Annotated in this window: 20 protein-coding genes and 1 tRNA gene; 13 read left to right on the top strand and 8 right to left on the bottom strand. The window is 62.3% G+C overall.

Going from position 1 to position 19,679, the window contains the following annotated elements:
- Position 1: 1 nt before the first annotated feature.
- The gene (locus tag BDK88_RS07330; RefSeq protein WP_130499873.1) at positions 2-451 is read right to left on the bottom strand and encodes a hypothetical protein; all 450 of its coding nucleotides are present in this window, start codon (positions 449-451) and stop codon (positions 2-4) included.
- A 238-nt stretch (positions 452-689) separates the two neighbouring features.
- Between BDK88_RS07330 and BDK88_RS07325 the strand changes: the two genes are divergently transcribed.
- The 3 genes from BDK88_RS07325 to BDK88_RS07315 all read left to right on the top strand — a co-directional run bounded on the left by BDK88_RS07325 (position 690) and on the right by BDK88_RS07315 (position 3,528).
- Positions 690-1,421 carry a GNAT family N-acetyltransferase gene (locus BDK88_RS07325; RefSeq protein ID WP_130499872.1) on the top strand — a complete coding sequence of 244 codons (732 nt, stop codon included), beginning with the start codon at positions 690-692 and terminating at the stop codon, positions 1,419-1,421.
- A gap of 81 nt (positions 1,422-1,502) precedes the next feature.
- Complete coding sequence (locus BDK88_RS07320; RefSeq protein WP_130499871.1) at positions 1,503-2,681, top strand: redox-regulated ATPase YchF; 1,179 nt, start codon at positions 1,503-1,505, stop codon at positions 2,679-2,681.
- A gap of 625 nt (positions 2,682-3,306) precedes the next feature.
- Complete coding sequence (locus tag BDK88_RS07315) at positions 3,307-3,528, top strand: hypothetical protein (protein WP_130499870.1); 222 nt, start codon at positions 3,307-3,309, stop codon at positions 3,526-3,528.
- 61 nt (positions 3,529-3,589) lie between these two features.
- Here the strand turns inward: BDK88_RS07315 and gcvH are convergent, their stop codons facing one another.
- Both gcvH and gcvT read right to left on the bottom strand, forming a co-directional pair.
- On the bottom strand, positions 3,590-3,973 hold the full coding sequence (gene gcvH, locus BDK88_RS07310; protein ID WP_130499869.1) for a glycine cleavage system protein GcvH: 384 nt from the start codon (positions 3,971-3,973) through the stop codon (positions 3,590-3,592).
- Between the two features lies 1 nt (position 3,974).
- Positions 3,975-5,072, bottom strand: coding sequence for a glycine cleavage system aminomethyltransferase GcvT (gene gcvT / locus BDK88_RS07305; protein WP_130499868.1), 1,098 nt, complete (start codon positions 5,070-5,072; stop codon positions 3,975-3,977).
- A 127-nt stretch (positions 5,073-5,199) separates the two neighbouring features.
- Between gcvT and BDK88_RS07300 the strand changes: the two genes are divergently transcribed.
- Entirely contained in the window at positions 5,200-5,676 is a 477-nt protein-coding gene (locus BDK88_RS07300; RefSeq protein WP_130499867.1) for an NYN domain-containing protein, read from the top strand.
- Positions 5,677-5,703: 27 nt separating this feature from the next.
- Here BDK88_RS07300 and BDK88_RS07295 read toward each other — a convergent pair whose 3' ends face one another.
- Positions 5,704-5,976: a DUF7513 family protein gene (locus BDK88_RS07295; protein ID WP_130499866.1), complete on the bottom strand. Its 273-nt coding sequence runs from the start codon at positions 5,974-5,976 to the stop codon at positions 5,704-5,706.
- Entirely contained in the window at positions 5,973-7,544 is a 1,572-nt protein-coding gene (locus tag BDK88_RS07290; RefSeq protein WP_130499865.1) for a Na+/H+ antiporter NhaC family protein, read from the bottom strand. Before BDK88_RS07290 ends, BDK88_RS07295 begins: the two co-directional genes overlap by 4 nt.
- Positions 7,545-7,774: 230 nt before the next feature.
- Between BDK88_RS07290 and BDK88_RS07285 the strand changes: the two genes are divergently transcribed.
- The 3 genes from BDK88_RS07285 to hmgB all read left to right on the top strand — a co-directional run bounded on the left by BDK88_RS07285 (position 7,775) and on the right by hmgB (position 11,083).
- On the top strand, positions 7,775-8,626 hold the full coding sequence (locus tag BDK88_RS07285; RefSeq protein ID WP_130499864.1) for a TatD family hydrolase: 852 nt from the start codon (positions 7,775-7,777) through the stop codon (positions 8,624-8,626).
- A 198-nt stretch (positions 8,627-8,824) separates the two neighbouring features.
- Positions 8,825-9,403, top strand: coding sequence for a DUF2150 family protein (locus tag BDK88_RS07280; RefSeq protein ID WP_130499863.1), 579 nt, complete (start codon positions 8,825-8,827; stop codon positions 9,401-9,403).
- A 342-nt stretch (positions 9,404-9,745) separates the two neighbouring features.
- Positions 9,746-11,083 carry a hydroxymethylglutaryl-CoA synthase gene (hmgB, locus tag BDK88_RS07275; RefSeq protein WP_130499862.1) on the top strand — a complete coding sequence of 446 codons (1,338 nt, stop codon included), beginning with the start codon at positions 9,746-9,748 and terminating at the stop codon, positions 11,081-11,083.
- 100 nt (positions 11,084-11,183) lie between these two features.
- Here the strand turns inward: hmgB and BDK88_RS07270 are convergent, their stop codons facing one another.
- Positions 11,184-11,630 carry a universal stress protein gene (locus tag BDK88_RS07270; protein ID WP_130499861.1) on the bottom strand — a complete coding sequence of 149 codons (447 nt, stop codon included), beginning with the start codon at positions 11,628-11,630 and terminating at the stop codon, positions 11,184-11,186.
- A gap of 222 nt (positions 11,631-11,852) precedes the next feature.
- Here BDK88_RS07270 and BDK88_RS07265 point away from each other — a divergent pair, with 222 nt between their 5' ends.
- The 3 genes from BDK88_RS07265 to gcvPB all read left to right on the top strand — a co-directional run bounded on the left by BDK88_RS07265 (position 11,853) and on the right by gcvPB (position 16,171).
- On the top strand, positions 11,853-12,971 hold the full coding sequence (locus tag BDK88_RS07265; protein WP_130499860.1) for an AI-2E family transporter: 1,119 nt from the start codon (positions 11,853-11,855) through the stop codon (positions 12,969-12,971).
- Positions 12,972-13,313: 342 nt separating this feature from the next.
- Positions 13,314-14,651, top strand: coding sequence for an aminomethyl-transferring glycine dehydrogenase subunit GcvPA (gcvPA, locus tag BDK88_RS07260; protein ID WP_130499859.1), 1,338 nt, complete (start codon positions 13,314-13,316; stop codon positions 14,649-14,651).
- On the top strand, positions 14,648-16,171 hold the full coding sequence (gene gcvPB, locus BDK88_RS07255; RefSeq protein ID WP_130499858.1) for an aminomethyl-transferring glycine dehydrogenase subunit GcvPB: 1,524 nt from the start codon (positions 14,648-14,650) through the stop codon (positions 16,169-16,171). Before gcvPA ends, gcvPB begins: the two co-directional genes overlap by 4 nt.
- A gap of 65 nt (positions 16,172-16,236) precedes the next feature.
- Here gcvPB and BDK88_RS21110 read toward each other — a convergent pair whose 3' ends face one another.
- Positions 16,237-16,413, bottom strand: a complete 177-nt coding sequence (locus BDK88_RS21110; protein WP_165396924.1) for a DUF7838 family putative zinc beta-ribbon protein — start codon at positions 16,411-16,413, stop codon at positions 16,237-16,239.
- A 130-nt stretch (positions 16,414-16,543) separates the two neighbouring features.
- Between BDK88_RS21110 and BDK88_RS07250 the strand changes: the two genes are divergently transcribed.
- The 3 genes from BDK88_RS07250 to BDK88_RS07240 all read left to right on the top strand — a co-directional run bounded on the left by BDK88_RS07250 (position 16,544) and on the right by BDK88_RS07240 (position 17,621).
- Complete coding sequence (locus BDK88_RS07250; RefSeq protein WP_130499857.1) at positions 16,544-17,077, top strand: cob(I)yrinic acid a,c-diamide adenosyltransferase; 534 nt, start codon at positions 16,544-16,546, stop codon at positions 17,075-17,077.
- A gap of 304 nt (positions 17,078-17,381) precedes the next feature.
- The gene (locus BDK88_RS22510) at positions 17,382-17,519 is read left to right on the top strand and encodes a hypothetical protein (RefSeq protein WP_449406704.1); all 138 of its coding nucleotides are present in this window, start codon (positions 17,382-17,384) and stop codon (positions 17,517-17,519) included.
- A gap of 27 nt (positions 17,520-17,546) precedes the next feature.
- Positions 17,547-17,621 (top strand) — tRNA-Val (locus BDK88_RS07240).
- 257 nt (positions 17,622-17,878) lie between these two features.
- Here the strand turns inward: BDK88_RS07240 and BDK88_RS07235 are convergent.
- Complete coding sequence (locus BDK88_RS07235; RefSeq protein ID WP_207225257.1) at positions 17,879-19,546, bottom strand: MFS transporter; 1,668 nt, start codon at positions 19,544-19,546, stop codon at positions 17,879-17,881.
- Between the last annotated feature and the right edge of the window lie 133 nt (positions 19,547-19,679).

Raw genomic sequence — 19,679 nt, 5'->3', positions numbered from 1 at the left:
GTCAGTCGGCGCGAGGACCGGTCGCCGTGTTCAATGTGCGGGATCGCTCGAGGAGTCGGTCGGCGTAGAACGCAACGGAGAAGTCCTGTGGACTGGGGAGCGCACAGGCGAGCCAGCCGATGGCGGTGGCAGCGACAACCGGCGAGTCGATCGACACGGAGCCAGCCAGCCCCAGTCCGAAGACGGGAACGGCGAGCGCAGCGGGTGCAAGCGCGGCGAGACGAAGGACCCAGGCTGGTTCGTGTCCAGTCGGGTGGGGGACGACGACGGCCCATGGATGGGTCGTTACCAGCCCCACAATTCCATCGGGTCGGCCGGGAAGATACGAGATAGCGTAATCGACCCCAGCGAGCCGAAGGACTGTCGCGTGTGCCCACTCGTGGGCCACCAGTCCGACCGCGAGGGAGAGGGCAAGCGCACAGCCAGCACCAATTAGGGTCGCGTCAATCATCGGGACCGCGAGATGCACGCTCTGTACCCCACGAGCGCCATCTCACGCACTCGAAGCGAGGACCTGGCGGAGGAAGGTCGCTCGGCTGTACCAGTTGTCGTCTTAAGGACGGGCGTGGATGATCGCTCCGCGAGCCGGCACATGAATACTGCTCGCGTTAACTGCGGTCTGGCTCCGATGGAGCACTGGCTGGATCGGCCGGCCAAGCGTTAAGTATTGGTTTGTGGTAGCGACTAACATGGAATCGACAGAGACGCTCGAGTTCGGCCACACGGACCGCAAGCAGATCTACGAGTACGTCGAACGGCGCGGAGCAGTCGATCCCGAAGAGACGCGCGAACAACTCGGCCTCGATCCGGGCGCTTTCCGCCATCACATCGCGATCCTCAAGCGAGACGGGCGACTCGAGGAAGCAGACGGCACGCTCAGGGTGTCCCTCGAAGCGGGCACAGAGGAAGAGTACGTCGACGAGGATCTCGAGTTTCACATCCGGCCGGCGCGCCAGGAGGATCTGACGGGGATCGTCGGCGCGATCCGACAGGTCGCCGAGGAGAAAACGTACATCGAAGCCGAGACCGTCGCCGACGAGATCGACCACGAGAGCGCCTTACTTCGGCACAACGAGCTCGAGTCGCGGATGTTCTTCGTCGCCACCGTCGACGACGACGTTGTCGGCTGGGTACACATCCACGCGCCGGAACTCGAAAAACTGAGCCACACCGCTGAACTCACTGTCGGGGTCATCGAGGAGTACCGCGGACACGGTGTCGGCGCACACCTCCTCTCGCGCGGCCTCGAGTGGGCTGCTTCCAATGGCTACGAGAAGGTCTACCAGAGCGTGCCTTCGGCCAACGAGGATGCGATCGCGTTTCTCGAAAACCACGGCTGGGAGACCGAGGCCGTTCGCGAGGACCACTACAAGCTCGACGGCAAGTACGTCGACGAAGTGATGATGGCCGTCGAACTCTAGGCTCGAGACTGCGATCCACGCGGTCGGCCCGCCATCGTCGGAATCGAAAGGTAGTTTTCCCGGACCCTGCTACCCTGAGCCATGCTTTCGATCGCGCTTGCCGGGAAGCCAAACGCCGGCAAGTCCACGTTTTACACGGCGGCGACGATGGCGGATGTAGACGTCGCCAACTATCCCTTTACGACGATCGACGCCAACCGCGGGGTGAGCTACGTCCGGACCGAGTGTCCCTGTCTCGAGCGCGACGAGCGCTGTAACGCCGACAACTGCGAGGACGGGAAGCGCTACGTCCCGATCGAACTCTTGGACGTCGCGGGGCTCGTCCCGGGTGCCCACGAGGGGAAGGGACTGGGCAATCAGTTCCTCGACGAACTGACGAACGCAGACGTCATCGTCAACGTCGTCGACGCTTCCGGTGGCACGAACGAAAAGGGCGAACCCGTCGACATCGGCGAGCACGACCCACTCGAGGATATCGACTTCATCGAGGAGGAGATGGACCTCTGGCTGGCAGGCATCGTCGAGCGCAACTGGGAGTCCGTCGAGCGCAAGTCCCGCTCGCCCGACTTCGACATCGACGACGCGCTGGCGGAGATGCTCTCCGGATTCGGTGCCTCGCCGAAACAGATCGCGATCGTCCTCCGCGATCTGGACTACCCCGACGATCCGATCCAGTGGGACGACGAGCACCGCGAGGCGCTCGCGCGTGACGTCCGCCAGCGCACGAAACCGATCGTCGTCGCGGCGAACAAGATCGACATCGCGCCCGAGGAAAACGTCGAACGCTTGCTCGAACTGGACAAGCCCGTTATCCCGACCACCGCGGAGGGCGAACTTGCGCTTCGCCGGGCCGCGGACAACGATCTCGTCGACTACGATCCTGGCGACGAGACGATCGAAATCGGCGACGACGTCAGCGATGCTCAGCGCACGGCACTCGAGGAACTCGCAGACACGATGGCCGAGTGGAACGGCACCGGCGTCCAGGCGGCCCTCGATCACGCGGTCTACGACCTACTCGAGCACATCACCGCCTATCCGGTCGAGGACGCCGCGAAGTGGTCCGACGGCAGCGGGAATATTCTTCCCGACGCATTCCTCTTGCCCGATGGCTCGACGCCGGTCGATCTCGCCTACGCGGTCCACTCCGACATCGGCGACGGCTACTTACACGCCGTCAACGCCAAGTCGAATCGGGAGGTGGGGGAGGATTACGAACTCGAGGAGGGTGACGTGATCAAGGTCGTGAGCACCAACTGAGGATTTCCGAACAAATCCGACCGCTGCTTTTGATTTGCGCTGTAGTCGGATATGGCGATCAGTAGCGCAAAATACGAAACAGATAACCACTTATATTACATTTACGTATCATTCAAATGTTAATACATGAACCGGCGTTCTCTTCTCCACTGTTGTGGGAGCAGTATTGTAATTCTGGGAGGAGGGTGTCTTGATTGGTTCGATGATTCAGTCCGTATCTGCGATATTATTGCATGGACGACATACGAAACACGCCACGAGATTCAATTACGCCTCTCTGACGCTGGGGAGAGAGTCTATGAAGAGAACTACGAAATTGGAGGCTCTCACCAAGGTGGATTTGAAATCGAAGGGTCTGAGATTCCAGTACGCAACGGGCACTTTACGCTTCAGGTGAAAATCGACGACTACGATTGGAAAGAGTGGTTCCTCCCAGACTACGCTGATGAGTCTGTCTCTGTTGAACTCCGCTTTCGAGGGAGCCCTCCCTCTGCGAGCTTGGGATACATTCCGGATTGTTAATTTCCCCCCTATAATAGCCGTGGCAAGGATTGTGCTGTCCGAACCCGGTGTGGAATATTGTAATTCACAAAGAGTTTAATGTTTGTGAGGTGACAGAGTCGATATGAGTGCGGTATTCCTCCAAGAAAAGATTCCACGATTTGCTGTGCCCGCAATTATCGTGCTGCTTGCTGGAAGCCTCTTGTACAGCGTATTTGTAACGGCACAGATATTCGCATGGCTCGTCTTTTGGGGCGGACTATTCTTGATCGGACTCTCGCTCTTCGTTGTCTATTTGCTGTACCGCCTTGTACTGGCAGTCGAGCGTATCGCGGACAGTCAGTAGCTGTCCACAGTGTCCGTGATTGGGAAGTACGGGACCCTCCAAAACGTCCGTCTGAATCCAGTTACGCGATCTGATCTTCGTACTCGTCGGCCGTCAGCAGGTCCTCGAGCTCGTCTGTATCGTCCGGATCGATCTCGAGCATCCAGCCGTCGCCGAAGGGGTCGTCGTTGACGAGTTCGGGGGCGTCGAACAACTCGTCGTTGACCGCCACAACCTCGCCACTGACGGGGGCATAGAGGTCGGAGACGGCCTTGATCGATTCGACGACGCCGAACTCGCCTTCCTGCTCGAGGGCGTCGCCTTCGTCGGGGAGTTCGACAAAGACCACGTCGCCGAGTTCGTCCTGGGCGAAATCGGTGATGCCCACGCGGACGACGCCGTCGGTCTCGAGTGCCCATTCGTGTGATTCTAGGTACCGTCTCTCGTCGGGAACGTCGAAGCTCATGTTATACTGTGTCAATGAAGGGTGTGGTCTCAACTCTTGCCTTTTTCGACTGGCCGCGGACGACGACCTGTAGGGTCGTGCCCGGTTCGGCGTACTCGACCGGCACGTAGCCGAGGCCGATCGCCTGCTCTAAGGTCGGGCTCATCGTCCCGCTGGTGACGGTGCCGATGACCCGGCTCTCGGTGGACGTGATGTCGTAGCCGTGGCGGGGGACGCCACGGTCGATCAGCTGGAAGCCGACGAGCCGTTCGTCGACGCCGGTTTCGTCAATCTCGGCCAAGGCATCGCGGCCGACGAACTCGGTCTCGAGCGCGACCGTAAAGCCGATGCCGGCCTCGTAGGGCGTGCGCGGATCGGTCTCGTGGTCGAACTCCTGTCCGGCGAGTAGTAGTCCGGCCTCGATGCGGAGCGTATCGCGGGCTCCGAGGCCGCAGGGCTGACAGTCGAATGCCGTCCAGATCTCTTCAGCCGCGTTCGACGGGACGATCAGCTCGAAGCCGTCTTCGCCGGTGTAGCCCGTCCGGGCGGTCCAGCACTCGACGCCGTCGATCGTCGCGTCCCGGGCTTCGAAGCGCTCGAGGTCGGCGACCGACTCGTCGGTGACGCGCTCGACCAGTTCGGGCGCGTTCGGCCCCTGGATTGCGAACATGGCGTACTCGTCGGTTCGGTTGTCGACGGTCGCCTCGAGGTCCCACTCGTTGCGGTAGCTGAGCCACCGTTCGTGGGTGGCCTCGTCGGTGCCGGCGTTGGGGACGAACAGGTAGGTCGCCTCGCCGTCCTCGTCGGGGAGGCGATAGACGACGGTGTCATCGATGATGATCCCGTCCTCGTCGGTGATCACGGCGTACTGGGAGTCACCGACCGCGAGCCGGGTGACGTCGTTCGATGTCAGCCGTTGCATTAGCTCCGTCGCGTCCGGACCGGTGACGTGAAGCTGGCCCATATGGGAGACATCGAAGATACCGACGTCTTCCCGGACGGCCGCGTGCTCGGTCTGGATCGAATCGAACTCGACCGGCATGTCCCAGCCGCCAAACTCCGTGAACTTCGCTCCGCGCTCGTCGTGTAACCCACGTAACGGCGGCGTCTGAAGCGGCATACTCGAACGGACATCCGCAGCATAGTAATGTCTTTTCGTCGGCCGGGCGCGATCGCTTGCAGTTTCGTCTCCCACACTCGTCGGAACGTTTCGTCACATCTATCTCGCGGCCACGGGAAAGCAGAGTATGTTCGACCACGTTCGCGCCCGTCTCGCCCACCTGGTCGACCCACAGCCCGACGCCGAGCCAGCGGTGGGGCTGTTCGTCGACGGGCCGAACGTCTTCCGCGACGAGTTCGATGTCGACCTCGACGACTTGCGCGACGCAGCGCGCGATCTCGGCCGAATCGGCGTTATCCGCCTCTATCTCGACGAACACGCCACACCCGGCCTCATTCAGGCCGCCGAGGCCCGCGGCTTCGAAGTAATCGTCACCAGCGGCGACGTCGACGTCAAACTCGCCGTCGACGCGACCGCGTTCGCCGGCGATAGCACCATCGACCGGCTTGCGATCGCCTCGAGAGATACCGATTTCAAACCCGTCCTCGAGCACGCAGGGACCGTCGGCGTCGAGACGATCGCGATCGCCCCAGGCACACATGGTCGCTCGGACGCGCTGCGAAACGCCGCCGACGAGGCAGTGACGCTCGAGCCAGAGCCGTAACGCGAGCGCGCCGAAAAAAGCGTTGTTTTAGCCGCTGTAGGAGCTTTCGCCAACGACCTCGAGCAGTTCGCCCTGCCCCGTCGCGGTCGTCTCGTCGAAGTCGGTCACGCGCACGCGGACCTGTTTCTCGACCGTCTCCGGGCCGGCACCGTTGACGATTAGCTCCGTATCGCCGATGTACGCGCGGCCGCTGGTACCGTTGGTTTCGGCGACGAAAACGTCGATCTCGGAGCCGGGCTCGAGCGTCGGCCGGTTCGCGCGGAGCCGCCAGCCCTTGAGGTACTTGCTGAAGAAGCTCATACGCGGGCCACCTCCTCGCTCTGGCGGTCGATAATGTACTCGCGGCCGAAGCCGGTGAGTGCTGCGACGACGAACACTGCAACGAGCAGCCAGCCCTGAAAGACAAATGGCACGACGTCGATCGGCGTGACGAGCATCGACTGGTCGAGCCACTCGTAATTGCCGGGCAACTCCTGCATCGCGCTGTAGCCGGCCAACACCCCACCCGACCACGGGAAGATGTAGCCCAGCGCGGCGGTCTGGCCGTCGAGAATGTTCGCGCGCCGGTAGCCGTTCAGGTTGAACCGCTCGCCGATCTTCGAGATGTAGGGGCCGATCGCGACTTCGGCAGCGGTGTTGATGGTGATGATCGCGTTGATCAGCGCTGCCGAGCCGACCATCGTGAGTTCGGCGTTGCGGACGTTCGTCGCGAGGTTCTCGATCGACCACTCGAGAAGCGCCTCGAACGCGCCGCCGCGGATCATGATCTGGGCCGCACCGATGATCAGGAGGACGAGAATCGAGAGCTCGAGAAAGCCAGCGACGCCGGTCATCAGACTGCCGGTGACGCCGATCGCACTGGGTTCTTCGACGACGGTGAGGATCGGTAGGCTCGCAAGCGGTTCGGACAGCGGCGCGTCCGGTGGGGCGTTGAACATGACGATGTCACCGAGGGTCGTCAGGCCGAACGCGAGGTTGAAGACGACTGCGAGGACGATCCCCCACGAAATGGCCTCGACGATGTGGCGGCCGGCGATCGCCGCGCCGATGACGGCAAGCATCGAGATGACGTGAACGAGGCCGATCGCCTCGCTACTCTCGAGGAAGATCGCCTGGGCTTCGGCGCTGATCTCGAGGCCGCTCATCGCGCTGCCGGCGGCGACGTAGCCGACGAAGGCGATCGCAGCGGCGATAATCACGTACTTGAACCGCGAGGCGACGACGCCGCCGATGTCGGCGTCCTGGGTGACGGCACTGACGATCGTCGTGTCGCTGACGGGTGCGAGGTTATCGCCGAAGATCGCACCCGAGAGGATCGCGCCGAACAACAAGACGGGATTTGCGCCGAGTAACACGCCAGCGGGAAAGAACAGGCCGACGAAGGCGACGGTCGCGCCGTAGCCGGTCCCGATCCCTGTCGTGAAGACGGCCGCGAGGACGAACGTGATCGCCGGGAACAGTGCCGCGCCGATGCCCGCAGTGTCCGCCAGCCAGACCAGGCCACCGACGAAGCCACCGTCTTGCAGGAGCTGGGCGAACATCCCGGCCCAGATCCACGCCACGATGGCTGTCACGGCGACCGGCTGGGTCATCCCTTCGAAGATCGTGTTGGCGTAGGACTGCCAGTTGCCCCGGACGAAGAACATGCCGACGATGAGCCCGATCAGGATGCCGACGATGAGCCCACCCGTGTCGCCGATCCGCCAGAGAGCGGTCTGGACAATGGCCCACACGATGAAAAATGCGATCGGGAACGCGCTCATTCCCCGACCGCCATAGAACTCGACGGTCGGCCCACGATCGCGATCCGGTTGTGTAAACTGGTCTGTCGGTCCGTCATCTGCCGACCCGTCTCCGCTATCACTCATACAGTATCACCATATTGGTGTGCGCTAGCACTATTCGTATCCTCAAGTATAACTATTCCCAATACGAACGACCACGATCTCGTCCACGGCACCGGGTTACCCACGACGAGAGGTGATCGACTCGGTGACTTTCCGGACCGTCTCTCTGTCGACCAATGGTGATCGGCGCAGTCTCTCGCCAGTGTCCCGAAGTCGGTGACTTTTCGAGCGCGGCCCGCCGAATATCGGCCATGATCGACGATCGGCCGGTGCTGGACGACCACCTCCACCTCGATCCGGACAACCACCGGGGTATCGACGCCGTCGAAGACTTCGCTCGTGTCGGCGGCACCCACCTGCTCGTGGTGAACAAACCCTCCTGGCACCTCGGCGTCGAAGCCGAGACCGGCGAGGACTTCCGGGCGGTCTTCGAGCGCACGATCGAGGTCGTCAAGGAAGCCTCGAGCGAACTCGCAGGACAGGCCTGGCCGGTGCTGGGCGTCCATCCGGGCCTGATCTCGCGGCTGGTCGACGAGCGGGGCTTTACGCCCGCGGAGGCGCGTGATCTCATGCAGGCCGGAATCGACGTCGCCGCGGAGTATGTCAAATCGGGTGACGCGCTGGCGCTGAAATCCGGACGCCCCCACTACGAGGTCGACGACGCCGTCTGGGACGCCTCGAACGCAGTCATGCGCCGGGCGTTCGACCACGCGGCCGACCTCGAGTGTGCCGTGCAACTCCACGCCGAGGCCAGCGAGGACATGACCGAGGTGGCCGACTGGGCCGTCGAGGCTGGGATGCCGGCCCACAAGGTCGTCAAACACTACGCGAGTGGCCGTCTCGCGGGACCGACTCCGAGCGTGATCTGTGACAAAGACGAACTCGAGCGCGCTGCCGAGCGCGGCAAGCCGTTCCTGATGGAGACTGACTACATCGACGACCCCGACCGACCGGGGGCGGTGCTCGGCCCTAAGACGGTCCCCCGGCGGGTCCGGTGGCTGCTCGAGAACGGTTACGACGAAGCGGTTCGCAACGCCCACGTCGAGACGCCAAAGCGAGTGTACGGGATCGACACGGAAGCGACGCTCGAGCGCGAGGCGTAACCGGGTGTGGCGGGGCCGCTCCCGGCGCGCTCGAGGACGCTCGTTCGGACGGTGTTGGACGCACACCAGCGACCACCCATAGCTAAACAGCGAAATGGTCTTCTGAGCCGCTGTTGCGGTCGTTTATCGAACTCTGATAGTCGCTCCGTTCGGCTAATGTAGAGAAAGGCATTTCAAGCGGCCGGTGTAGGTGTCTGTATGAGCAATCCCCCGACCGAGTTCTACTCGGAGGAACGCTGGCAGAACTGGATCGATCGCATCAAAGACGAAGATATCGATCCGGAAGACGAAGACTCGGCTCGACTCCTGTTGAACCTGCAAGACGACACGGCGATCGCGATCGCGAAGATCGTCGCCGCCTACGACGACGGGGAACTCGATGCGGAGGAAACGCTCGCGGAGATCGAAGACGTCCGTGAGATCGTCCTCAGCGAAGTCGGCATCGACGACGAGGAGAAACTGATCCTCGTCGACGGTGTCCAGACGAGTCTGGTCTGTGTCTTCTTTGCGGCCGAAGAGTACGTCGCCAACGGCCCGGCCGCAGACGGCACTGTCGGCGACTACCTCAGCGCTGCCGCCGACGCTGAAGCCGAGGAAGACCTCGATGCCGCACTCGGCTACGCAGCCCAGGCTGGCACGCTCATCATCGACGGCGAGGAACTCGATATGACCGTCGCCGAGGATCTCGAGTACGGCCTGGTCACGGAGTGGATCAACGGCCTCGACAGCCTCCAGAGCGCGATGAGCGATCCGGAAGTCGTCGAAGAAGACGAGTAGCCACGATCGAAGCGTGTGCTGATTTTCATCGATCGATCGTCACGATAGTAACAACTGAACCGATTGACACGCCGATCACACAGTCCGCAATTCTCGCTCGCGGTGCGCGCTCCGAACCGCGCTCGCGTCGTGCAATCAGGTGTGCAGTGACGTTCAGTGGCTACTGTAGCGTTGAACGCAGGAATGCCGGGAGCTGTTAAGTCGCCGTCTTCACGCTCGAGCCATCGTCGACGAGCGAACACGATGTAAAGCACGTCGATAGTGGTCGGTGCCACGAATATATCGTTGATCGTCGAAACAGGGAACGACAATACCTTGTACTATCACCTGTATTGGACAGGTATGACAGCAGTCGGCATCGACGCCGTCGAGATCTGGACCGGAAACCTCAAACTCGATCTGCCGGGGACGTTCGCCGCGGAGAAGGGCGAGGACCCGGAAAAATACACGAAGGGGCTTGGCCTCAACGCTAGTTCGTTCCCCGACAGCTACGAAGACATCGTCACGATGGGGGCAAACGCCGCCCATCGCTTGATGGAGCGTAAAGGCCTCGAGCCCGACGATATCGGCCGCATCGACGTCGCGACCGAGAGTGCCTTCGACAACTCGAAGCCGGTTTCGACGTACGTCGCTGGCTGTCTCGAGCAGGTCTACGACGGCGACTTCCACCATGCGAACAAAGGCGAGCGGAAGTTCGCCTGTATCGCGGGGACCCAGAGTCTAGACGACGCCTGCAACTGGATCCGCGCGGGCCGCAACCGCGGTCGCTCGGCGCTGGTTATCGCGACCGACACCGCCCTCTACGCTCGTGGTGATGCTGGCGAGGCGACCCAGGGTGCCGGTGCCGTCGCGATGCTCATCAGTGAGGACCCGAGTCTCGTCGAACTCTCGACCGAGCAGGGCTATGGCTCGGCCGACGAGACCGACTTCCTCAAACCCAACCAGCAGTTCCCCTCGGTCGACGGCAAACGCTCCGTGCAGGTCTATCTCGCACGGATGCGCGAAGCGCTCGAGGACTTCGAGAGCGTTGCCGGCGAGGTCCACGAGGACGACTTCGTCTACGCGCCGTTCCACACGCCGTTCCCGGGGATGGTCCGAAAGGCCGCCCTGCTGGCGTTCCGCCACGTCATTCGCGATACGCCGACCGAAGACGAACTCGCCGAGGAGATCGGTCGTCAGCCACGTCCCGAAGCGTTCGACTCCGACGAAGAGTATCGCGACGCCCTCCGGGAGTACATGGATGCGCTCAAGGACACCGACCGCTACGCCGAGTGGTACGACGCGACGATCGATCCGACGCTGACGATCTCCCGCAACGTGGGCAACTGGTATACCGGCTCCGTCCACGTCGCCCGCGCGAGCGCGCTCAAACACGCACTCGAGGCAGGCCGCGACCTGACCGGCGAAAAGCTGCTCGTTGGCTCCTATGGCAGTGGCGCACAGGCGGAGATCCACGCCGAGACGATTCAGGACGGCTGGGAAGCCGAAATCGAGGCCCTGAACGTCGACGAGCAACTCGACAACCGCTATGAGATGACGTGGGAAGACTACGAGGAGATCCACGACGTCCACAACCACGAGATGGACGTCGACGTTGAGGAATTCACGACGCCGAGCGAGGAGTTCGTCTTCGACGGCTGGGGCCGCATGGGCGAGCGGAAGTATCGGTACGTGGAATAGCGGCGTTTTTGGCGGTTTCATACGATCTACTGTTCGTCAGTGCCGGTGGGCCTGCGGCCCGCTGTACGGGTGTACCGGGAAACAGTGACAGCAGACCGTCTCAGCGCACGACGGTCACCGGAACGGTCGCGCGTTCGACGAGCGACTTGGCGACGCTACCGAGCATCAGCCCTGCACGCTCCGATCGACCGCGGTGGCCGGCGTAGATCGCGTCGAATCCCTCGTCCTCGGCGTAGTTGGTGATCTCCCTGATCGGATTGCCATAGAAGAGTTCGACATCGGCGTCGTGGCCGAGGTCCGCGGCGAGGTCGGCCGCGTCGTCAGTGATGTCGATCCCCCGCTGTTCGGCGTCTTCGACGCTCTCGACGATCAGTCGCTGGTCCTCCCAGAGCGACGCGGTCGGTTCGCTGCCGCCCTCGTCGTACGCGGTGGGATCGACCGCATGGACGATCGTGATCGAGCCGCCCATCGCGTCGACGATGTCGGCAGCGTAGGCGAGCGCGTTCTCGGATTCGTCGGAGCCGTCGACGGCTACGAGTGCCTTCATGATCTGCTATTCGTTCTCGAGCCCTGTGAATCACGAGGGCGACTCTCACAGCACTACAGCCGGCGCGTTCGAGACTGATGTAGCCCCGACAGAGCTGATACGGTCTGCTGTCCCGGTGCAAGCAGGGGAGGGAAGTCGCGGGTGCACCGGCACTGACGGCCAGTAGTCTGTATGATAGGTCCCATCATCGGACTAATGTATCGGGACATTGCATATCTGCCCATGCTAGACAGTCCCGATTCACCGGACTGGGTCGTCGAACAGCCGGGACTGGCCGCGCTTGCACTGGTGAGCAGTCTCCTCGCGCTGTTCGTGCTTCTGCCGTATCTGCAGTACGTCCTCTTCGGTGTCGTTCTTGCCTATATCATGCTGCCCGTCCAGCACCGCCTCGAGCAATACGTCCGCCCGACAGTCGCAGCGATCGTAGTGGTGGTGGCGACGTTGCTCGTCGTGTTACTCCCGCTCGTCTACGTCGTGTTGCTCGCGATTCGACAGTCGCTTCGACTCGTCCGTGCGATCAGACAAGGGCAACTCGACGTCGAGACTGTCGAACAGGTGCTCGAGACGAACGGGTACGCGGTCGATCTCGTTGCCCTGTACGAAGCGAATCAAAACCGGATCGCAACCGGCCTGCAGGGAGTCACGACGGGAGCGATCGACATCGTCGGCGGCCTGCCAAGTGTTTTTATTGGACTGACAATCACGCTGTTCGTCCTCTTTGCGCTGTTGCGGGATGGACGGCAACTCGTCGCGTGGTTCCAGTGGGTGCTGCCGATCGACGACGACGTGCTGGCAGAGTTACAGACGGGGTTGGATCGGCTCATGTGGGCTTCCGTCGTCGGAAACGTCGCTGTCGCGGCTATCCAGGCGGTGATGCTCGGTGCCGGACTGGCGATCGCTGGCGTCCCCGCAGTTATGTTTCTCACCGTCGCGACGTTCGTCCTGACGCTACTGCCGTTGGTCGGCGCGTTCGGTGTCTGGGTTCCGGTTGCAGCGTATCTCGTCGCAGTCGGCCAGCTCACCGCTAGCGCGGCAGTTACCGGTTATGGGATCGTCGTCAGCCTCTCGGACTCGTATCTCCGACCCGCACTGATCGGCCGGACCAGCGCCTTCAACTCTGCGATCGTCGTCGTCGGCATCTTCGGCGGCCTCGTCGTCTTCGGGGCCGTCGGCCTCTTTATCGGTCCCGTCGTCCTCGGCGGCGCGAAACTCGTCCTCGATTCCTTTGCTCGGGTACACACCGGCGAACCGATCGCTGAGAGCGGGCCTGAACCGACAGAGACACCTGATGACACGGAGCCGCCAGCGGATGCGAACGATGACATCGAGTCCGATGGATAGTCAGCTATCGTAGCCACTGAACGTCAGTGCACACCTGATCGCACAGCCGTCGTGCGATTAGCGCCTAAACCGTTTCAGTTGTTACTATCCCATACCCGGCAAGTCTCACTGGTGTGGGCTCATCCCGAGCGGGTCGTCTCCCTCCATGGTGACCGCGAGTGATCGGGTGAACTGGTGGCTCATCGCCCACCGTGTCAGCTGTCTTCCCTGCCTGAAGAGGTGTCTCCGCCTCGCGCCGTTTATAATCCCCTATCCGCTAGAGGCGAATATCGTGTCTCGGACCGAACGGCTCGATCGATGCGGGGGATCGAACGGCGTGATCGGTCGAGACCACCCCTAGTCATGCACGGATCACACACCACAGGGAGTCCGTACGCTCCCCACACGGCGGAGGACCGCACGGCGATGCTCGAGGCGGTCGACGCGGAGACGGTCGAGGAACTCTTCGACATTCCGGCCGACGTCAGGTTCGACGGGCAGTTCGAGATCGACGCGCGAACGGAACGGGAGACGCGACGACTAGTGCGCTCGGTGCTGGGTCGCAACGACGACCGCACCGAGTTGCTCGGACGCGGCCACTACGGCTACTACATCCCATCGCTGGTCGACCACCTCGCGGACCGCTCGGAGTTTCTGACCTCATATACGCAGTATCAGCCCGAGATCTCGCAGGGGTTCCTGCAGGCCTTATTCGAGTACCAGTCGCTGCTGGTCGAGTTGACCGGCCTCGAGATCGCGAACTGCTCGATCTACGACGCCGCGACCGCACTCGGCGAAGCCGCAACGCTGGCCGACCGCGTTCGCGACACCTCGGGCAACCGGGTGCTCGTGCCCGAACTCATGCGCGAGGAACGCAAAAGTACACTCGCGAACTACGTCGCCGGTACCGACCTCGTCGTCGAGGCGTACCCGGTCGACGACGGGAACGTCGACCTCGCCGGACTCGAGGCGACCGTCGACGAGGACGTCGTCATGGTTTACGCCGAGAATCCGACGGTGCGCGGGACGATCGAGGAACAACTGGAAGCGATCGGTGACCTCACAGCGGACGTCGACGCATTCTTCGCGCTTGGCTCGGATCCGATCGCGCTGTCGCTGCTCGAGCGCCCCGTCGATGTCGGTGCGGACGTCGTCATCGGTGACGCGAGCGTGCTGGGCCTCCCGACGAGCTACGGGATGGGACTTGGCCTGTTTGCCACCAAGGAGGACTACCTCCGGCAGGTTCCCGGCCGACTGGTCGGTGTCAGCGAGGACGCAACCGACCGCCGGGCGTTTACGCTCACGCTCCAGACGCGCGAACAGCACATCCGCCGGGAGCGTGCGACAAGCAACATCTGCACGAATCAGGCCTGGGTCGCGCTGCGAACGGCGATCCACGCTGCCGTCCTTGGGCCAAGCGGGATGGTCGACCTTGCAAAACGCGCTGTCACGCGCGCGGAGGCCCTCGCAGAGCGCGTCGACGACATCGTCGGCGTGCAAGCGCCGGTTCACGACCGCCGGCACTTCCGGGAGTTCGTCGCCCACGTCGACCAGCCCGCAAGCGCCGTTGCTGCGGACCTCGAGCAACTGGGCTTTGCGGTCCACGTCGTCGGCGACCACGAGATTCAGCTCTGCGTGGCCGGCGTTCCCGACGAAGAACTCGATCGGTTCGTCGAGGCCCTCGAGGAGGTGGCACGATGAACGACGACGGAACCAACCGCGACACCACGCCCGAACAGTCGCGCTACGATCAGGCTCGATACGTCGAAAACGGCGAGTACGAACCGCTGCTCTCGGAGAAGGACTTGACGCGGGTCGACATCGGCAGCGAAGACGACGGTAACGGTGATGATGGTGAGGCGACAGACTCACCGCTGCCCGACGATCTGACGCGGGATTCCCTCGAGCTACCCGAACTCTCCGAGCCCGAACTCGCGCGCCACTACACGCGCCTCTCCCAGATGATCTACGGGATCGACAGCGGCCCCTACCCGCTGGGGTCGTGTACGATGAAGTACAACCCCAAGTTCACCGAGGACGTGGCCGCGCTGCCGTCGGCGGCCGTCCATCCCGACCGATCTGCGGCGTCCATCCAGGGCACCCTCGAGTTGCTCTACCGGCTGCAAGACTATCTCGGCCGGATCGGCGGCATGGACGCAGTGACCCTGCAGCCGCCCGCGGGCGCAGCCGGCGAGTTCGTCGGCATCCGCGTCGCCGCGGCCTACCACGACCACAACGGTGAGGGTCACCGCGACGAAGTCATCGTTCCCGAGAGCGCCCACGGCACCAACTTCGCGAGCGCCGCACTCGGCGGCTACGACGTCGTCTCCCTGCCCAGCGACGACGAGGGCCGGGTCGACCTCGAGGCACTCGAGGCTGCACTTTCGGAGAACACCGCGGCGCTCATGTTGACCAATCCAAACACGCTGGGGCTCTTCGAGCGCGATATCGCGGAGATCGCCGACATGGTCCACGACGTCGGTGGGCTGCTCTACTACGATGGGGCAAATCTCAATGCCTTGCTCGGCCGTGCGCGCCCGGGCGACATGGGCTTCGACGTGATGCACTACAACGTCCACAAGACGTTCGCGACTCCCCACGGCGGCGGCGGGCCGGGTGCTGGTCCGGTCGGCGTCGTCGAGAAACTGGCCCCGTTCTTGCCCGCGCCTCGCGTTCGCGAGCGGTCCGAGCTGTCACAGTCGGGGGAGTCGGTCTACGAACGCTTCGAGCCCGAGCACACCATCGGCAAGGTCCACGGGTTCGACGGCAACTGGCTCGTCCTCGTCAAGACCTTCGCCTACATCGCCCGCCTCGGCGATGATGGGCTCGCGGATGCAAGCGCTTCTGCAGTGCTCAACGCGAACTACCTCGCCGAACAGATCGACTACGAGATCCCCTACGGGCCGTTCCACCACGAGTTCGTCGCCAGCGCCGGCGAACAAGACGCCGCCGACGTAGCGAAACGAATGCTCGACTACGGCGTCCACCCGCCGACGACCAAGTGGCCCGAAATCGTCCCCGAGGCGCTGATGACCGAACCGACGGAAGTCGAAAGCAAGGACACCTTGGATCGCCTCGCCGCCGCGTTCAACGCCGTCGCCGACGAGGACGACGACACGCTCGAGGCTGCGCCGGAACGGACCACTGCCCGCCGGATCGATCAGACCAGCGCAGCACGGAATCCACGGCTGTCGTGGCAGGCGCTCGAGGACGATTCGTAGCCGATCGACTGCGGGCGCAGATCGAACGACAGTCTCGAGAACGAGAGCAGAAACGGAGTATCGGGTTATGCGGTACTCGAGTCGACGGCAGTCCCGTTGTCCCCGATCCGGACGAAGCCGTAGTCACAGTCCGGGCAGTGCCACTTGACTTTCTCGCCGAGATGCAGCGTCGTGCTAGCAGCGCGGTAAAACGTCTTCTTTTCCCCGCAGTTGGGACACTCGTGTTCGAGTTCCAGAGCCATGGCCGGTGGTAGCCAGCGAAGCGAGTTTAACGTACTGGTTCCGGCGGGGTTCGCGTGACGCTCGAGTAGCCGAACCGGCGGCAGTGCCGGTGACACGAAAGTTAAGTGGCCGCCATCCGTCGGTCCAGCCATGTCGATCTACACCGGTCGCGGCGACGAAGGGGAGACCGACCTCCGCGATATGACTCGCGTCTCGAAGGCCAGCGCCCGCATCGAAGCGTACGGGACCGTCGACGAACTCAACGCACTTATCGGGACGATCCGGCCGACCGACCACGACGATATCAACGACAAGTTGGCAACGATCCAGAACCACCTCCACGTCGTCCAGGCAGACTTCGCGAACCCCGATCCCGACGAGGACGATCCCGCGATCCGTCCCACCCACGTCGAGACCGTTGAGGACTGGATCGACGAGTACGACGAGGAACTCGAGCCGCTGACCTCCTTTATTCTGCCGACCGGTAGCGACCACGGCGCGGCGCTGCATCACGCCCGCACTGTCTGTCGACGCGCGGAGCGACGCGCGGTCGCGCTCGCCACCGAAGAGGAGATCAACGAGGACGCAGTCCAGTACCTCAACCGGCTTTCGGACGGGTTGTTTACGCTGGCTCGAGTCGTCAATGCACGTGACGGCGAACCAGAAGACGCACCGGACTACTAACGCCCGCCTGACGTTGCATGAGGTGCCGCCGACTCGCCACGTGACTTCATTCGGCAGCACAGCTGGACTCGAGTCACACTGTCCGTCACCGGCACCTACCGATTTTGTTGTTCGCAGAAGAACGATATTCTCGCCCAATCTATATACGACAACATACCACATGAACAACCACTGCCATGATAGCCGATACGACCTGCGGCGAGCCGCTACCCACGCCCGACTCGGCGTGGCTGCATACTGAGCACGGCTCACGGGATGGGTCCGCGCTCGGCTCGGCCGAGAGCCCGATCACGACCCCAGCCGCATCGACCGCGTCCGTGAAGACGTACGCGCACTCGAGCACCGCGCCGAAACCCGCGTCCGGAAGACGGTTCGAGGCGTACGCGATCGTGTGAAGCAGTGGCGCTCGAACGTAGCGACGAGCGATGAAAGGAAGTCTTAAGTCGAACGCACGGAAACACTTTCGTGCGGGTTGGTGATCTAGTCCGGTTATGATACCTCCTTCACACGGAGGAAGTCGGCAGTTCAAATCTGCCCCAACCCACTAATTTTGCTGCGAGCAATACGCGAGCAGCAACTTCGTTACGTTGGGCAGTTTGAACCAGACGAGTCGCGCGCAGCGAAGCGAGCACGTCTCGGCGTGGTTCAAATCTGTCCCAACCCCGTATTCATTACCTGAAGTCAACGGACGAGAGTCCGTATCACAGCTGACACTGACCTGAGTCCCTCGATAGAAAGCCATCAGAGGCCGCTCGAGCCACACCAACCGAACAGATAACGGCTCGAATCCGAGGTGTTCGGTTAGTCCTCTGCAGCTCTTTCAGAACCCTCACGTGGTGTACCCTGCGGTGATTCGGCGTGGTCGGGTCGGTCGTCGTCGTCCGGTATCTGCCGTGGCAGGAACGTGGATGCGACGAGCAAGAGTAGCACGAACAGTACCAAGAGGAGCAGCGCCGCTCGTTGCGCGTCGAACATCGCAGCCTCAAAGATCCCCTCGAGCAATTGTCGTTGGGTCGGCGTGAGTTGGGTCAGGAACTGTTGTTGGGTGGCGTCGGTCGCTGTCTCGACGGCATCCTCGAGCGCGATCACCAGCTCATTTCGTCGGTCCGTTGAAACGGTCACGTGCTCTGCTCGGAGGACGCCATCGACGACACTCCCATAGAATTGCCCGAGAAAGTACGAGCCAACGACTGCTGTCCCCAGAGAATAGCCGATCGAACTACTCACGTTTAGGACGCCGGATGCCTCAGCGGAGTCTGCGGTCGGGACAGCCGACATTGTCATATTGGAAATCTGTGCGAGTATGAGCCCGACACCGGCTCCATAAATCGTCATTGGGATCGCCATGCTGCTGATGGTCTGACCGGGGCCTGTCTGCTCGTACAACAGCACCAGTCCAACGCCCAGACACACGATACCGATCTGGATCAGCGTCTTTGGTGAGACGTACGTCCGCCAGGTGGGCGTAACCGTCGCAAAAAGAATCGACGCGAGAGAATACGGTAACAACGCGACCCCAGTTTCAAAGGCGGTGTATCCAAGTACGGCCTGGAGATAGACCGGGAAGATGAAAAAGAAGCCAGCCGAGACGATCGCTCGAATATTGTATGTAATAACGCCGGAGACAAACGGGCGGTTCGTCAGGACGTGCAGTGGAACGAGCGGCGACTTCCCAGCGCGTTCCAGTCGGCGCTCGTATTGAATGAACGCAGCAAACGCAAAGAATCCGAGCCCGAGAAACCAGATCGCCGGCGATGTCCCGAACGGATTGAACTGCACGCCGCCGACGGCGAACGGCCGCCGTTCGAGGAACCACCCATACTTTCCACTCAAAAGAAAGCCAGTGACAAGTGACGTTGCACCGATGATGGACAGCGCTGTCCCACCTTTATCCAGCGTCCTACGTGTTTCTGACAGTGGGTTCGGACTCATGTACTGAACGAAGAGGAGAATAACCCCCACACCGACGAGTTGGATCGTAAATCCCCATCGCCAACTTGCGTACGTGGTTAGTGCGCCACCGATAATCGGTCCAAGCGTCCCTCCAACCCCGCTTACGCCAGCCAACAGTCCGAACGCCTTCGCCCGGTCAGTGCCGTCGTAACTGACTCTCAACTCAGTGTATGTCAGGGGATATAACACAGCGGCCGCGGCCCCCTCAACGAATGACCAGCCGAAATAGAGGATCGTCGTACTCCAGCTAATCGCCGCCACCAGCGTCCCACCGGCGTAGACGATCAGTGCGACTGCCATGACACGTCTCCGACTATGCCGAGACGGCAGCGTCCCGGCCGGGAGAATCAGCGCCGCGATCACCAGCGAGTAGAGTGCAACCGCCCCCTGAATCACGGTGACCGAGGTCTCAAACTCGTCCACCATCGTGGGGATCGCCACGTTCATCAGGGAGGCATTGATGACGATGAGGAACGTCGTCAGACTCACGGCGATCGCTGGGGCCCAGTATTTCACTCTCGCCTTGAAGTCCGTAGCAGGACGAGAACTCCCGTTGGAAGAAGACCCATCTGGGGGCATACAGTAGTCACACACTGTTCATCCCCAAATAGCGTGGACCTGGGTAGCCCGAGCGTCAAAGATAATGTCC

It is taken from the genome of Natrinema hispanicum (assembly GCF_004217335.1).
Lineage (GTDB): Archaea > Halobacteriota > Halobacteria > Halobacteriales > Natrialbaceae > Natrinema > Natrinema hispanicum.
This window is presented reverse-complemented; position numbering and strand designations above follow the sequence as displayed.